The following is a 13,367-nucleotide window of genomic DNA, read 5'->3' as shown; positions in this document are numbered from 1 at the left end:
CGGCAGATCCATACATCGGGGGATCCATGAGTACTCTTTGGCGGCGCAAGAAACGGCCGTTCCCCTTGTTTCCCGCACAGCAGCCCGCGCCGCCCGCGCCGGCCGACCGCTCACGGCCCATCACCGTGATCCCCAAGCCCCCGCACGGCCAGGACACACCGCCCGCGCCGCCCGGTGAACCCCCGGCCGCCGAGCCGGGAGAGCGGGGCGAGCCGGCCGGCTGGTCGGCCGTGGTCCGCTTCCCGTCCCCCCGCGCCGCCCTCGGCCACGTCGCGGCGACGGCGGAACTGGGCCCACCCGGGCTGCGCAGATCGCCCTACGACCCGTCCGTGTGGGCGCTGCTCACCCCCGGACACCAGCCGGGCCTGCCCCTGGCGGCCGGGTACGGCGGAGTGGTCTGCGAAGCCGATGCCGACGGCCTGCTGTGGCCCGACCGGCCGGCCGGACGCGTCCCGCGGGCCATCGGCGAGCTGTCCGCCGTCGCCGCATGGGAGCCGGTGTCCCTCGCCGAACTCGCCGCCCACAGCCCGGTGGCCGGCCCGCCACCCGGCCTGAGGGAGGTCGCCGTCCTCGCGCCGGGCGCGCTGGGCCGCTGGCTGCTGCGCCGCTGCCTGGCCACGGGCGTGGCGACCACCTTCACACCCGTCGAGCGGCTCGGACCGGACGGCCGGGACGCGGGCTGGCTGCTGCTGCGGCTGAGCGCCGCGGCCGGGGCCGTACCCGCCGGACTGGTCGAGGCCTGCGGCAGGCTGCCGGGAACCGTCGCCTGCCGGGCGGCGGACCCGGACTGCCGGCTGCTGGTCGACGTGCGGCTGCGGCTTCCGCTGGACGACGCCGCGCTGCTGGAGGAGGTCCCGCCCGCAGGGCACCTCGTCGTGGAACGCGCCGTGTCCGGACCGCCCTGGCAGTGGCGGCCGCTGGGCGAGGCCGCCGCGGGTGAACTCCTCGACGCACGCCCGGTGCCGGCCGCCACCCCACCCGTGCGCACCCCGGTGCCCGTGCCCGCACTCGGGCCGCCGCTGCCCGTCCGCCTGGTGGCCAGCGCACGGGCCCCGCACCGGGTCGACGCCGTGCTGGTCGCGGACGGCGAACTCGACGCGCTGCGCCGCTTCCTGCGCACCCGGCCGCTGCACGAGACCGCCGTCGTCGCCTTCGGACCGGGCCGCCACCTGGTGACCGAGCCGCCCGGACTCTGCCAGGCCCTGCCCTTCGGCGTACCCGTCCACCAGGCCGGTCCCGGCGCCCTGTACCTGGAGAGCGGCTGCGTCCTCAACCCGCCGCTGCCGGACACCGCACGCGACGAGGTCCTCGGCCTCGGCCCGGACGTCATCACGGTGCTGTGCCGCGACGGCGCCTGGCGGCTGCGCCTGGCCGACGTACGGCCCGCCTGGCAGCTGTGGATGCCCGCGCCGCCCGCCTTCGCCGCCGGACTGTCCGAGCCCGCGCGGCAGCTGCTGGAACGGCTGGCCGGAGCGATGCCCGAACCGGAGCCCGCCGCACCGGCCGCGGCGCACACCCCGGAGGCCGAACGCCGGCGGCTGAACCAGGCCGCCACGGAGCACTGGCTGCGCGGCGAGTACCGCAAGGCCGCCGAACTGCTGGAACAGGCCGGCCACTTCCAGCGCGCCGCCCAGATGTACGAGCGGGCCGCGGCCGAGCTGGGCGAGGGCCTGTGAGCACACCCCCGGCCGGCGCCTGGAGCGCCCAGCACATCCTCACCGTGCCCGCGGCCGACGCCCGCGGCCTGTGCCTGTCGCCGGACGGCACCGGACTGGTCGTGGTGCACGACGGCACGGTGGTGCGCTACGACGACGAGGGCCGCGCCGTGTGGCGGCTGCCCTGGCCCGGTCCACCGCTCGGCGCGGACCCGCACCCCCGCACCGACGCGGCGGTGTGGACCCCCGACGGCGACCGGCTGTTCCTGCTCGGCGCGGGCCGGCTGGTCCTCCTCGACGCCGACACCGGAGAGCCCGTGGAACTGCCCGCGCAGCTCCACACCGAGGGCGAGATCACCGCCCTGGCCCTGTCACCCGACGCCCGGCTGCTCGCGGCGGGCCTGCGCACCGGCGACGTCCTGCTGCTGTACCGCGCCGAAGGCACCGTGACCCGGCTGCGCGGGGTCGACCCGGTGGTGGAGGTGAGCTGGATCCCGGGCCGGCAGGACACCCTGTGCGTGGCAACGGCGACGTCCGCGCAGCTGTGGGAACCGCACGGCGGCACCATGACGGGCACGCTCGGCGGGCTCTTCGAGGGCCTGCGCCGCGTGGCGTGCTCCCCGGAAGGACGGGCGATCGCCGTCGAGGACTACGCGGGGCTACGGCTCCTGGATCCGGGCTCCGGCCGGGAACTGCACCGCGAGTTCGTGCCGTACCGCATGAACGCGCTGACCTTCAGCCACGACGGATCCCTGCTGATCGCCGGTTCCGAGCTGGACGGGCTGCGCGTCCTCGGCCCGCGCCTCGACCTCCTCGGGCAGCTGCCCGGCCGGGTCACCGGCCCCGGCGACCTGAGCCTGTCGGCGAGCGGACTGTTCGCCGCCCGGCTCGACGCGGACACCATCGCGGTGTGGGAGCCGTCCGGCGCGGTGCCGCGCCCGCACCGGCGCCGCGACCCGGCCGCGCTGCGCCGCTGGGCCAACGCGATGGGGGTCACCGTCGGCAAGGTCCACACCCGCACCGGGGAACGGCCACCGGGCGTGCTGCGCGCGCTGCGCCTGCCGGCGGCCGGGCTGGGCTGTGTCGCCCCGGCCCTCGTGTGGTCGCCCGACGGCGCCCGGCACTGGTGCGAGTCCGGGCCGGGCCGCATCCTCGAACACGCCGCCGACGCGACCCGCCCGCACGGCGAGGCACCGGTGCGCAGCTTCCCGCACGGCTGGTACGACGCCGCCTGCCTGGCCGGCGACCGCCCGGTCCTGGTGCTGGCATCCCATTACGAGCAGGGCGTCAACCGGCTGGTGGACCCGAGCGACGGCGGGGTGCTCGCCGAACGCGCGGCCGGACAGGCGGTCACCGCCGATCCGGTGCGACCGCTGCGCTGGGCGGCACCCGAACCCGGCGCCACCCCCCGGCAGTTGCTGGTGCACGACCTCGCCCAGGACGGCGGCGGACCGCAACGGCTGCCCGTGGCGGACGGGGTGCGCCGACCCGCCTGGTCCCCGGACGGCCGGCTGCTCGCGGCCGGCACCCGCGGCCGGGTGATCGTCTGGAGCGCCGCCTCCACCGGCCGGTGCCGCCGCGTGCGGGTACTGGACTGGCCCGACCCCCAGTTCATGGTGTGCCACGTGGCCTGGTCCCCGGACGGCAGCCGGCTGGCCGCCGCGCCGGGCAGCTCCGGCGGCCCGGTCGTGGTCTGGGACACCGGCACCTGGCAGCGGCGGCAGACGTTCGGCGAGGCCGGCGGCCGGGACTGGGCCCCGGCGCTGTCCTGGTGCGCCGACTCCCGGCTGCTGGCGTTCGTGTCCGCCGACCAGGACTCCGTGGCCGAGGTCTGGGACGCGCAGGAGGCGCGCCGGATCCGGGTCCTCGTGCCGCCGGACGGGGTCGGCGGGCATCTGTGGACGCTGCGCTGGTCCCCGGTCGGCGACCAGCTCGCGGCCACCTACAACTCGGGTGCCGCCGTGCTGTGGGAGCTGTTCACCGGCGGCCCGCGCACCACCGCCGCCCCGGTCCCGCCCAACGGCCAGGAGGAACTGGTACGGCTCGCCGTGCTCGCGGCCGTCCACGGGTTCGGGGTACCGCTGGACCTGCTCGCGGACGTGCTGGCGCTGCTGCACGGCACCTGCCCACCCCGGCTGCGCACCCTGGCCGACCACCGCGGTCTGCACGCGCTGCGCGAACTCGGCTGGCCGGGGCCCGCGTTGGCCGGACTGGCGCTGCTGCTGGTCGCGGACCTGCCCGCCGACCCGGCGTACCTGGCCCCGCCCGAGGTCACCCCGGCCGATCTCGCCCAGGCCCTGGGCCGGGCGCTGACCGGTTCCTCCATCCCCGCCCGCAGATCCGCGCCCACGCTCACCGAACTGACCGCGGCGCTGGGCACGGTGGACGACCGGCTGGTCGCGCTGCTGCGCATCCTCGGCCCCGAGGCGGTGGCCGCCGACCCCACCCTGCCGGCCCGGATGCGCCGGCTGCCGCTCTCCCTCACCCCGCCCGGACCCGCACAGCGTGCCCTGCTGGGCCTGAGGCTGCTCGACGGTGACACCGGACTCGCCATGGGCGGCGCGGGCGGCACCGGCCGTTCCGGGCTGGCCCGGCACGGCCCCGCCAACCGGCTGCTGCCCACCCAGCTCGCCCTGCCCACCGAGCTGCTCAGGGCCCGGCACGCCCGCGACGAGCTGCTGTACCGCACCAGCAGCGGCCGGCTGCCGCGTGATCCGCACGGCCTGGTGCTGGTGCTGGACGACACACCCGCCACCCACGGCAAGGTCGGATCCGTGCTGCGGCTCGCGGCCCATCTGATGGCCGCCACCGTGCTCAGGCTGGGGCGGCCCTGTGCCCTGGTGCCGCTCGGCGAACCGTGGCGGTCGCGGATCCTGCAGGGCCCGGAGGACCTGGTCCATGTGTGGGCCGCAGGCCCGCTGGCGGCGGGTGACGCGCCCACGGCGTTCCGGGAGGCCGAGGTGGTGGCCGCCCGGCTCACCGCCGACATGTCCGGACCGCCCCGGATGGTGCTGCTGTCGCACCCCTACCTGCGGCCCGCACCGCGACCGGGACTGCGCGAACTGCGTGTGCACTACCCGCACATCCCCTGGCGGGAGCCGGCCCGGCACCGCCAGGTACTGCCGCCGGAACCGTCACCGGAGGAGCTGCGGGCGGCACTGACGGCGCTGCTGTCGGACGAGTGAGACGGGTTCCGGCACGCCCGGGGTGCCGTGCGGTCAGCCGCAGAGCATCTGCTCGATCGCGTCCGGTCCCAGCGTCTGCAGCAGTTGCTCCAGCACCTCGGGCCGGAAGGCGTCACCGAGTACCTGGACGCCCCCGCCGTCGACGCGGATGCTGATCCGCACCAGACGCCCTTCGGGATGCTGCTCGTACTCCTCGGGCTGGATCAGGTCGGGGATGTGCTCGACCATCCGGTATTCGGCCATGGTGTCACCATCGTCCTTCCACTTCGGTGCCGCACCGCGGGCACCTGCCGTCCACGAGCACGTTCTCGCCCAGCGCCCAGATGTCCCGTGCCACCACGGTGGTACGGCACCGCGGGCACCGGGTGGCCCGCCCATCGGCGCCCAGGGCCCGCTCGACGTACACGTGCCGCAACCCCTCCTCGTGCCCGATCCGCACCCCGGCCTCCAGGTCGGCCACCGGCGTGGGCGCGTGGCCGGTGCGGCGGTGGGCGGGCGTGGCCCGGACCAGATGCCAGGGGATCGCGGGATCCAGCGCGGCCAGTGCCCGGGCGATCGGGCGCAGGGTGCCGGGGCCGGCGGTGAGGCCGGGGATCAGCGGGGTCGACACCTCCACCCAGACACCGCGTTCCCGCAGCCCGGCGAGCGCGTCGAGCACGGGACCGGGCCGGGCGCCGGTCAGTTCACGATGTTCGCGTTCGTCGAGGGTCTTCACGTCGACGTTCACGGCGGCGACATGGCTCGCCGCGAGGTCGACGGCCTCGGCGGTGAGGAAGCCGTTGCTCTTCCAGACCACGTCCACTCCCAGCGGACGGCCCGACTCGGCGAGCGCGGCGGTGAGTTCGATGGCCAGTGAGGGCTCGGTGTAGGAGATCGCGACGCACCCCGAGCGCTGTGCGGCCTCGCCGGTCACCTCGGCCGGGTCCACCGGCTCGGCGTCCCAGCGGACGGAGTCCTCCCGGCCGTACTGGGACATACGGTGGTTGATGCAGTAGTCGCACGCGAAGGTGCAGCCGGGCGCGGCCAGGGTCAGACAGGGCGTGCCCGGCCGGTAGTGGAACAGCGGCTTTCGCTCGACGGTGTCCCAGTGCCGCACCGACGACGCGAAGGTCGCGGTCTCCAGTCGGTCCCCGGACCGGCGGCGCACCCCGCACAGACCCGTCTCGCCGTCCTTCAGCGAACAGCGGAAGGGACACAGCACGCACTGCACCCGTCCGTGCCGCTGCCGGTGGAGGACCGCCGGCGTCCACTGCATGCCCATGTACCGTCCCCCGTCCGGTCGGTGCGCCTCAGCCAGAGTAGCTCCGGGCCGGTCAACTCTCCGGCGAACCACGAGACTTGGATCCGGAGCCGGCAGGTTCGGATCCGGGCGGGTCCCAGGACGTCGCCTTCTCGGCCGGCTGCGGCAGGCGCTCACCAGAAATCCGCTCGGCTCGGATCCGGCCGGGCAGCCAGCGCGGCCAGCACCGCACGGCCCGCCTCGGTGTGCACGCGGCGGCGTTCGACGGCCGACGGGTCCGCGGCACGTGCCGCCCGTGTACCGGCGGCCCGCAGGCGCAGCACCTCGGTCACGGCCCGCTCGCCGACGGCCTGCCGGTCGTACGCGGCCGGGTCGCGCTGGAAGGCGAGGGCGGCCGCCGCCAGCACCCCGGCCGCCGAGGAGCACCGGGACGGGCCGCCCGCCAGCAGCCGCCGCGTCCCCTCGGGTACGTCCGCCCGGCCGGGCGGGCCTCCGGCCCCGAGCAGATCGGTGAGCGACAGCCCGTCCAGCCCGGACCAGCCGCCCCGCAGAAGCGCGCCGGCCACGACATGGGCCTCGTCGCCGTCGCAGGCGCGGTCTTCGGTGTCGTCCGGCGCGCCCGGGTGTCCGGCCAGCCGGGCGGCGGCACGGGTCAGCCGCAGCCGGGCCCCGGGCGGCGGATGCGCTCCGTCGAAGTCCCGCTCGTCCGGCTCGTCCGTGTCGTCCCCGGCGTCGAGCAGTTCGGCGAGTACGGCGGCGTAGGCGGGCCCGCACAGCACGGCGGCGCACACATCGGCGAACGCCTCGCCCGACCACCGCTCCCAGGGGACGGCACGCTCCGGGGCCAGACCGGCCGCCGTGATCCGCCGGCGGATCTCGTCACCGAGGCCCCGGTCGTCGTCGATGTGGTGCGCGGCCTCGTGCGCCACCGTCAGCAGGGCGGGCAGATGGGAGCCGAAGGACCAGGGCACGTCGATGACGGGGAACGGCAGCCGTGCGGCGGCCTCGCGGCCCTCGCGGGTGTGGATGCCACCGCGGGGCAGCAGATCGTGGTAGGCGCTGCCCCGGCGGTGGGCGCGCGGCGCGGCCGCCCGGCTGAAGCCGACCAGCGGGGGCTCCTTGGCGCGAGCTCCGGCGAGGCCGAGGACCGGCCCGTAGCACTCCCAGGCCAACTCGTCGGCGACGTCCAGGACACGGCGGTAGTCACGGACGCGGCGCAGCAGGAACCGGGTGCGGTAGTAGTCCCACACATGGTGCAGGTCCAGGACCCGGCCGGGCACGTCGTCCGCGCGTCCGTCGGCGAGCCGCGCCCGTACGTCGGCCACTCCCACGCCGAGCAGCGCGAGCACCGCCTCCAGCTGGCTGTGGTGCTTCTCCAGCGGACCGCCGGCGCGGCTCGCGCCCTGCCACTGACGCAGCTCCTCCTCCAGCCCGGCGACGGCGTGCAGCCGTGCGGCGGCGCGCCGGACGGACAGCGGGGCCGGCCCGGTCAGGACGCGTCCTGGGCCGGCTCGGGTGCGGTCCCGGTCCCGGGCTCTGTCTCGGTCTCCGTCTCACCGACGAGCTGCGGCGGCGTTTCGAGCACGGCTGCCGGGTCGTCGGCGGCCTGCTCCAGCAGCAGGGGCGGTACGGGCTCGGCGTCGAGGCCGCGCCCCGGCTGCACGGGTCCGTACTCCTCGCGCACCCCGCCGAGCCAGGTGCCGCGCAGCCGTACGACCCGGAAGAGCGGCGTGAGGGCTTCGCCGATCCACTGGAAGCCCAGGTGCCTGCTGCCGGCGAGCCGCGCCGAGCCCGCCAGGTCGAGCAGCTGCAGCGGCCCGGCGCCGACGGACGTGGCCAGGCGCAGCTCGGCCGAGGCGCCCGCCTCGGCGGCCACCAGCACGGCGGCCGCATCGGCCCGCACCACCTCGGTCACGGCGAGCAGACCGGCCTCCCAGCGGCCCTCCCAGTAGCGGCGGACGAGCGCCCGGGCCAGGGCAGGGGTGTCCGTCAGACCGCTCCCGGCCAGGCCCCGGTACGCCACCAGCGCGGCCCGCTGCCGGGCGAACCGCAGCAGCACCCCGGCGTCCGCGTCGACGAGGGCCGTGAAGAGCGGGTCCGTGGCGCCGGACGCCTTGAAGCGGACGTCGATCCCGCCGCCGGCGTCGTGCAGGAAGGCACCGCGGGCCTCGGGCGCCGTCGCGTCGAAGGCGATCCTGCGGTCGGCCAGCGTCCCGGCCGCGCGGACGGACCCCCGCGAGTCGTGCAGGACGTCCCCCACGCCGACCTTCTGCAGCAGGGGCCAGGCCAGCCACCAGTCACCCCACGCCTCGCGCATGGCGTCCCGGTACACGGCGAACGCATGGACCACGGCGTTCAGCTCCTCCCCTGTCCCGCCCGAGCACCTGCGCGCAGGCTAGCAGCGCCACACCCGGGACACGCCCGAACTGCCGTGTCCGGTACGGGCCTTGCCGCCGCGTTCTCCATCCGTGGACGGAGAACGGTGGGGAGCGGTGGGGATAGGCGGGGCCTCTCCATCGACCCGTGGGTGGTGGTGATCGGCTGGGTACGCGGAGCAGTCTTGAGGCATGGGTTCTCTTCACTCGGCACTCGTCCTGACCGTCGACGTCTGCGTCCTGATCTTCGTCGCGGCCTGGGTCGTGGGCGCTGTCCACTTCGGCGTGCGGAGCCGGTTGGGACTGCGCGGCTGGCTGCGGGGACTGCGCCGCACGCTGCCGCGCCGGCTGCTGCCGGCGGCGGGCGTCTCCGCGTTCTTCATCCTGGTCGGGCGCTTCGAAGGGTTCTGGCGCCATCTGCAGTACTGGCGGCCCGAGCCGGCCCTCCTGGGTGTCCTGCTCGCCGTCGCCTCGACCGCCCTGCTGCTGTGGTCCCGCTGGGTGCTGGGGACGATGTGGGCCAGTGTGCCGACGGTCCGGGAGTACCACGAGCTGCGCACGGACGGGCCGTACCGGCTGGTCCGCCACCCCATCTACACCGGCCTGCTCGGCTTGGTCACCGGTTCCGTGCCGGCCTGCGGCTTCGGTGTCCGGGTGGCGTTCCTGGTGGCCGCGATACCCGGGCTGCTGCGCCGGGTCCGGGTCGAGGACCGCCTGATGGCCCGGCGGTTCGGCGCCGCCTACGACGCCTACCGCGCCGAAGTCCCGGCCCTGATCCCCCACATACGCCGCACGGCCCACCGGGTCGGCCGGCGCGCCGCGGGCAGCGTGCAGCGCCAGGGCCCGCGACGCCGGGATGATCCGAACGACACCCCCCGGCCCGGTCGTCGCTCCGGCCGCCGTCGGAGGGCGGGAGCGGTGACGGTACACGCGGCGCTCCCACCGGTGATGGCATGATGACCTGCGACATAGGGCGACGGCGGTCCGAGGAAGCCGGTGTGAATCCGGCGCGGTCCCGCCACTGTGACCGGTGAGCGAGTTCCGGCAGGCCTCCGCTCCGCCCGGGGCGGGCAGGCCGGGCGGGCGACGACCCGGGAGCCAGAGACTCACGCGGTCGCCTCCTCGACGCACACCGGGGCGGATCTCCCCGGGAGGGGAGTGACATGGGCGTGCCCGAGAGGCCGGCGGAAGAGGCGTCCGGCGGAGCGGGGACGGGGAGCGCTGCGGCGCCGTGCCGGGTCGTCGTGTGCCGGGACTGCTGCTGCGGCAGCCCCAAGGTGACGGGGGTTGATCACCAGGCGCAGACCGCACGGCTGCGGGCGGAGGTGCCGGTGCGCATCTCCGACTGCCTCGACGTGTGCGACCAGGCCAACGTCATCGTCGTACAGCCGTCCACCGCGGGCCGGGCCGCCGGTGCGCGGCCGGTCTGGCTCGGACTTGTCAACGACCCGGATGCGACCGAGGACATCGTGACGTGGGTACGGGCGGGTGGCCCGGGCGTCGCTCCCCAGCCGGACATCCTCGACCTGTACGCCTTCACGCCGCCACGGCGCCGTGCGGATCCCCGTTGACCCAGGGGTCCGGTACGGCACCGAGCCGGCGCAGGTCGCCACCGTCCGGTGCGCGCCACCGACACGGCCGTGCGCAACTGCCCCCGGGCGCCGTTGATGTGGGCCCTGCCTGCGCTGCCGCCCCACCGGCCTCGTCCTGTCCCGCCTGCTGGGAGAGGAAGATCACGGCGGGGGCAGGCGGTCTTGGCCGAGCGCGCGGCACGCGGTACGGTCTGTCCGATATCGACGACGGCGAGACGGAAGCCGGTGGGAATCCGGCACGGTCGCGCCACTGTGTGCGAGACGCCCCCGCGGCGTCCCGTGAGTCAGACCCGTGGCCGTCGTCCTGTGCACCACCGAGATGGGACGCGAACTCCCAGAGGAGGTTCTGCCATGGCGCAGACCGTCGCCCAGCCGACAGCCACCACCCCCGTCGTACCCGCCAAGCTGCCACTGAAGGCGATTGCCCCCTGGGCGGTCTTCTTCGGCATCCTCATGCTGATCCTGCTCTACTTCGTCGGCGCCGAGCAGGGCGCCACCTCGGTGCTCAACGGCACGGACGTCCACGAGTGGGTGCACGACGCCCGACACCTGCTCGGTTTCCCCTGCCACTGAGGCGAGGGGACACCGCCCGCCCATGAATTCCGCAACCGTACGGAACCTCCTCGTACGGGGCATGCTCGCCGGCCTCGCGGCCGGCATGCTCGCCCTCGTCGTGGCGTACGTCCTCGGTGAGCCGAGCGTCGACAAGGCGATCAGCTTCGAGGAGGCCCACTCCCACGAGCACGAGATGGAAGTCGTCTCCCGCTCCCTGCAGTCCACCGCCGGCCTCGCCACCGGTGTCCTCGTGTACGGGGTCGCCTTCGGCGGGATCGCCGCGCTCGCCTTCTGCTTCGCCCTGGGCCGCGTGGGCCGCTTCAGCCCGCGCGCCACCGCGCTGCTGCTGTCGGGCTGCGCCCTCCTCGCCGTGTACGTCGTGCCGTTCCTGAAGTACCCGGCCAACCCGCCGTCGGTCGGCGAGCCCGACACCATCGGCAGGCGGACCACCCTGTACTTCCTGATGATGCTGCTCAGCGTCCTGCTGGCGGTCGCCGCCACCCTGCTGGGCAAGCGCCTGGCTCCCCGTCTGGGCACCTGGTGGGCGACGGTCGTCGCGGTGGCCGCGTTCGCCGTCGTGATCGGTCTGGCCTACCAGTTCCTGCCTGTCGTCAACGAGGTCCCCAAGGGCTTCCCGGCCACCCTGCTGTGGCGGTTCCGGCTCTCGGCACTGGGCATCCAGGCCGCTCTGTGGGGCGGATTCGGCCTCCTCTTCGGCGAGTTGGCCGAGCGGCTGCTGAGCCCCAAGCCGACGACGGCCGAGAGCGGGCGAGCGGTTCCGGCCGCGCACTGACCCCTTCCGGACAACAGAGGGCCCTTCGGAATCATCCGGGGGCCCTCTGGCGTTCTCCGGACACCGGCGCACGGGTTCACCGGCAGGGCGAGGGAATCCGGCGGCGGACCGGAGGCGGATGCCCGGGCGAGGAGCGGAGGAACCGAGTGGCCAGAGCCCCACAGCCCCGCCGGATCACCGTCGGTGGCCGCGACGCGGTCGCCCTCACCCCGAGGGAATACGAGCAACTGGTCGCCAGCCGACGGCAGATCGGCGGCCAGAGCGCCCGGGTGCGGGTGCTCGCCCAGCAGGCCAAGCGCACCGAACAGCTGCTGCACGACCTGGAGATGCTGATCGCGGCCTCGGGGGACGGCTGCCGGGGACGGTCCCATCCGGCGCCGACGACATGCCCCGACCGCGAAGCCATGGAGCCGGGCGACGACGGCACCTGCCTGCGCTGCGCGATAGCGGCGCTGCTGCGCCGTCACCGGGCTTCGGCAGACTGAACCACCGGCCGGCGGCGCCTAATCGGCGTCCGGCGCGGCAAGCGGACGCCCCAGCCGCAGATTCCAGCGCCCGGCCCGGCCGCTGAGTTCGGTCACGGTCAGCGGCGGCACATCGAGGCGCCAGAAAACCGTGACAGGCAACCCCAGCGCGCCGCCGACGGCCGCCCGTACCACCTCCGGCTCGACGACGGCGACCGTACGGCCCGCCACGGCCTGCACGTCGGCCAGCCACCGTGCGACCCTTCCGCACAGGTCCTGCACGGACTCACCACCATGCGGGGCGCAGCCGGGGTCGGTGAGCCAATGGCCCACCGCCTCCGGCTCGGCGGCCCCCACCTCCTCAAGGGTGCGGCCCCGCCAGCGGCCCACGTCGAGCCCCGCCAGTTCCGGCACCGGCACGCCGTCGAGGCCCAGCGCCGTGGCCGTCTCCCGGCAGCGCGCGCCCGGAGAGACGGCCACACGCTCCGCGGCGGGCAGCGACCCGGCCGCCGCCCGGGCCCGTACCGCGCCGACGGCGTCGAGCGAGCCGCCGTCGTCGAACCGCGCCTGCCGCAACGACGCGCTGGTGGCGGGGGAGACGAGAAGAACTCGGCTGGTCACGCGGATGCTCCTGCTGCCTTCGTCCTGGGACGCGGGCCCCGGCCGGTACGGCCCGCGCGGCCGCGAACATAACATCCACCGCATGCCTTCCGTGCGCCCCGACCGCCCACTTCCGGCCCGACCGGCCACACCCGGCCGGACACCGCGGTGCCCCACACACAGGGCTGTCTGTTCGACGCGGTGGTACGGCATCCGGCGGTTCTGCGAAGCGAACGCCCGGACCGGAGGGCGGTCATCCGGGAGCCGGCTTGCGGGCCAGTTCGTAGGCGTAGCCGACCGTTTCGCAGAGGTGGCCGTCGGCTGCGCAGGAGCCGAGTTCGGCGGTGAGGTCGGCGTCGAACGTGCCGGCGTGCTCCGCGAGCACCGCGGGCGGCAGGAACGATGTCGACCGGATGTACCCGGCGAGCTCACGGATCGTCCAGCGGTGCTCGACGGAGAACTCGTGCCGTCCGGCGGGTTCGAACCCGGCACGTGACAGGACATCGTGGTCGGGATCCTGCTTCCGTGCCTGCTCCCAGCCGGCGGGCACGCGGCCGGCCGCGCCGAGGGTGTTCTGCCATCTGCGCAGCATGCTGGAGAGCGCCCGCTGCCAGTCCCGGGGCCCCGTCCACGGACCGGTCGACCAGCACAGCGCGAGACAGCCGCCGGGTTTCAGCCAGCCGTGGGCGCGCTGCGCGACCAGGTCGCGGGGGAGCCGGTGGAACGCATTGCCGATGACGATCAGCTCGAAGCTTCCCGGTTCGGCGTGGAGATCCTCGGCGCCGACGGTGATCGTCCGGATGTGGGCCGCGCCGGAAACGTCCGCCTTGGCGCGGACCAGAGCTGGCCGGTGCCGCATGCCAGGTCGAGCAGGCGTCCGTGCCCCGACGGTGCCGCCCGGCGCGCGA

General features: G+C 75.3%; 13 protein-coding genes and 2 riboswitches. Of the genes, 7 read left to right on the top strand and 6 right to left on the bottom strand.

Translation table 11 applies throughout. The annotated features are described in order from the left end of the window. The first annotated feature begins 26 nt into the window (after nucleotides 1-26). Complete coding sequence (locus ACIGXP_RS07885; protein WP_399765316.1) at nucleotides 27-1,676, top strand: hypothetical protein; 1,650 nt, start codon at nucleotides 27-29, stop codon at nucleotides 1,674-1,676. Then, nucleotides 1,673-4,840 (top strand): WD40 repeat domain-containing protein, encoded by a 3,168-nt coding sequence (locus tag ACIGXP_RS07880; RefSeq protein WP_399765313.1) that lies wholly within the window; start codon nucleotides 1,673-1,675, stop codon nucleotides 4,838-4,840. Before ACIGXP_RS07885 ends, ACIGXP_RS07880 begins: the two co-directional genes overlap by 4 nt. 33 nt (nucleotides 4,841-4,873) lie before the next feature. On the opposite strand, the gene ACIGXP_RS07875 is transcribed toward ACIGXP_RS07880, so the two are convergent. From ACIGXP_RS07875 to ACIGXP_RS07860, 4 genes are all read right to left on the bottom strand, one after another. After that, nucleotides 4,874-5,083: a radical SAM-modified peptide, FtsH ternary system-associated gene (locus tag ACIGXP_RS07875; RefSeq protein ID WP_351240601.1), complete on the bottom strand. Its 210-nt coding sequence runs from the start codon at nucleotides 5,081-5,083 to the stop codon at nucleotides 4,874-4,876. 4 nt (nucleotides 5,084-5,087) lie between these two features. After that, entirely contained in the window at nucleotides 5,088-6,095 is a 1,008-nt protein-coding gene (gene amrS / locus ACIGXP_RS07870; RefSeq protein ID WP_399765309.1) for an AmmeMemoRadiSam system radical SAM enzyme, read from the bottom strand. 158 nt (nucleotides 6,096-6,253) lie between these two features. Continuing rightward, on the bottom strand, nucleotides 6,254-7,429 hold the full coding sequence (locus ACIGXP_RS07865) for a hypothetical protein (protein WP_399765305.1): 1,176 nt from the start codon (nucleotides 7,427-7,429) through the stop codon (nucleotides 6,254-6,256). Between the two features lie 140 nt (nucleotides 7,430-7,569). Then, nucleotides 7,570-8,430 carry a hypothetical protein gene (locus ACIGXP_RS07860; protein ID WP_399765302.1) on the bottom strand — a complete coding sequence of 287 codons (861 nt, stop codon included), beginning with the start codon at nucleotides 8,428-8,430 and terminating at the stop codon, nucleotides 7,570-7,572. Between the two features lie 217 nt (nucleotides 8,431-8,647). Here ACIGXP_RS07860 and ACIGXP_RS07855 point away from each other — a divergent pair, with 217 nt between their 5' ends. From ACIGXP_RS07855 to ACIGXP_RS07835, 5 genes are all read left to right on the top strand, one after another. After that, nucleotides 8,648-9,412 carry a methyltransferase family protein gene (locus ACIGXP_RS07855; protein WP_399765299.1) on the top strand — a complete coding sequence of 255 codons (765 nt, stop codon included), beginning with the start codon at nucleotides 8,648-8,650 and terminating at the stop codon, nucleotides 9,410-9,412. A 29-nt stretch (nucleotides 9,413-9,441) separates the two neighbouring features. Next, a riboswitch (cobalamin riboswitch) is annotated at nucleotides 9,442-9,563 on the top strand. Nucleotides 9,564-9,624: 61 nt separating this feature from the next. After that, nucleotides 9,625-10,026: a hypothetical protein gene (locus ACIGXP_RS07850; RefSeq protein ID WP_399765296.1), complete on the top strand. Its 402-nt coding sequence runs from the start codon at nucleotides 9,625-9,627 to the stop codon at nucleotides 10,024-10,026. A 192-nt stretch (nucleotides 10,027-10,218) separates the two neighbouring features. Further along, a riboswitch (cobalamin riboswitch) is annotated at nucleotides 10,219-10,362 on the top strand. A 36-nt stretch (nucleotides 10,363-10,398) separates the two neighbouring features. After that, on the top strand, nucleotides 10,399-10,620 hold the full coding sequence (locus ACIGXP_RS07845) for a CbtB-domain containing protein (RefSeq protein ID WP_363218703.1): 222 nt from the start codon (nucleotides 10,399-10,401) through the stop codon (nucleotides 10,618-10,620). A 22-nt stretch (nucleotides 10,621-10,642) separates the two neighbouring features. Continuing rightward, a complete protein-coding gene (locus ACIGXP_RS07840; RefSeq protein WP_399765292.1) occupies nucleotides 10,643-11,395 on the top strand; it encodes a CbtA family protein in 753 nt (250 codons plus the stop codon). 146 nt (nucleotides 11,396-11,541) lie between these two features. Then, on the top strand, nucleotides 11,542-11,880 hold the full coding sequence (locus ACIGXP_RS07835) for a hypothetical protein (protein ID WP_363218701.1): 339 nt from the start codon (nucleotides 11,542-11,544) through the stop codon (nucleotides 11,878-11,880). An 18-nt stretch (nucleotides 11,881-11,898) separates the two neighbouring features. On the opposite strand, the gene ACIGXP_RS07830 is transcribed toward ACIGXP_RS07835, so the two are convergent. Beyond that, nucleotides 11,899-12,480, bottom strand: coding sequence for a histidine phosphatase family protein (locus tag ACIGXP_RS07830; RefSeq protein ID WP_399765288.1), 582 nt, complete (start codon nucleotides 12,478-12,480; stop codon nucleotides 11,899-11,901). Nucleotides 12,481-12,712: 232 nt separating this feature from the next. Beyond that, nucleotides 12,713-13,318 (bottom strand): class I SAM-dependent methyltransferase, encoded by a 606-nt coding sequence (locus tag ACIGXP_RS07825; RefSeq protein ID WP_399765285.1) that lies wholly within the window; start codon nucleotides 13,316-13,318, stop codon nucleotides 12,713-12,715. Nucleotides 13,319-13,367 lie beyond the last annotated feature (49 nt).

Origin of the sequence: Streptomyces sp. NPDC053069 (assembly GCF_044546895.1) — a bacterium.
Classification (GTDB): Bacteria; Actinomycetota; Actinomycetes; order Streptomycetales; family Streptomycetaceae; genus Streptomyces.
Note: the sequence above shows the minus strand (reverse complement) of the source record. Positions and strands in the feature narration are given on the sequence as shown.

Excerpts from the sequence above, each read along its gene's own strand:
- ACIGXP_RS07885 (WP_399765316.1), top strand. The coding sequence starts at position 27 with ATGAGTACTCTTTGGCGGCGCAAGAAACGGCCGTTCCCCTTGTTTCCC.
- ACIGXP_RS07875 (WP_351240601.1), bottom strand. The coding sequence starts at position 5,083 with ATGGCCGAATACCGGATGGTCGAGCACATCCCCGACCTGATCCAGCCC.
- amrS (WP_399765309.1), bottom strand. The coding sequence starts at position 6,095 with ATGCAGTGGACGCCGGCGGTCCTCCACCGGCAGCGGCACGGACGGGTG.
- ACIGXP_RS07855 (WP_399765299.1), top strand. The coding sequence starts at position 8,648 with ATGGGTTCTCTTCACTCGGCACTCGTCCTGACCGTCGACGTCTGCGTC.
- ACIGXP_RS07845 (WP_363218703.1), top strand. The coding sequence starts at position 10,399 with ATGGCGCAGACCGTCGCCCAGCCGACAGCCACCACCCCCGTCGTACCC.
- ACIGXP_RS07840 (WP_399765292.1), top strand. The coding sequence starts at position 10,643 with ATGAATTCCGCAACCGTACGGAACCTCCTCGTACGGGGCATGCTCGCC.
- ACIGXP_RS07825 (WP_399765285.1), bottom strand. The coding sequence starts at position 13,318 with ATGCGGCACCGGCCAGCTCTGGTCCGCGCCAAGGCGGACGTTTCCGGC.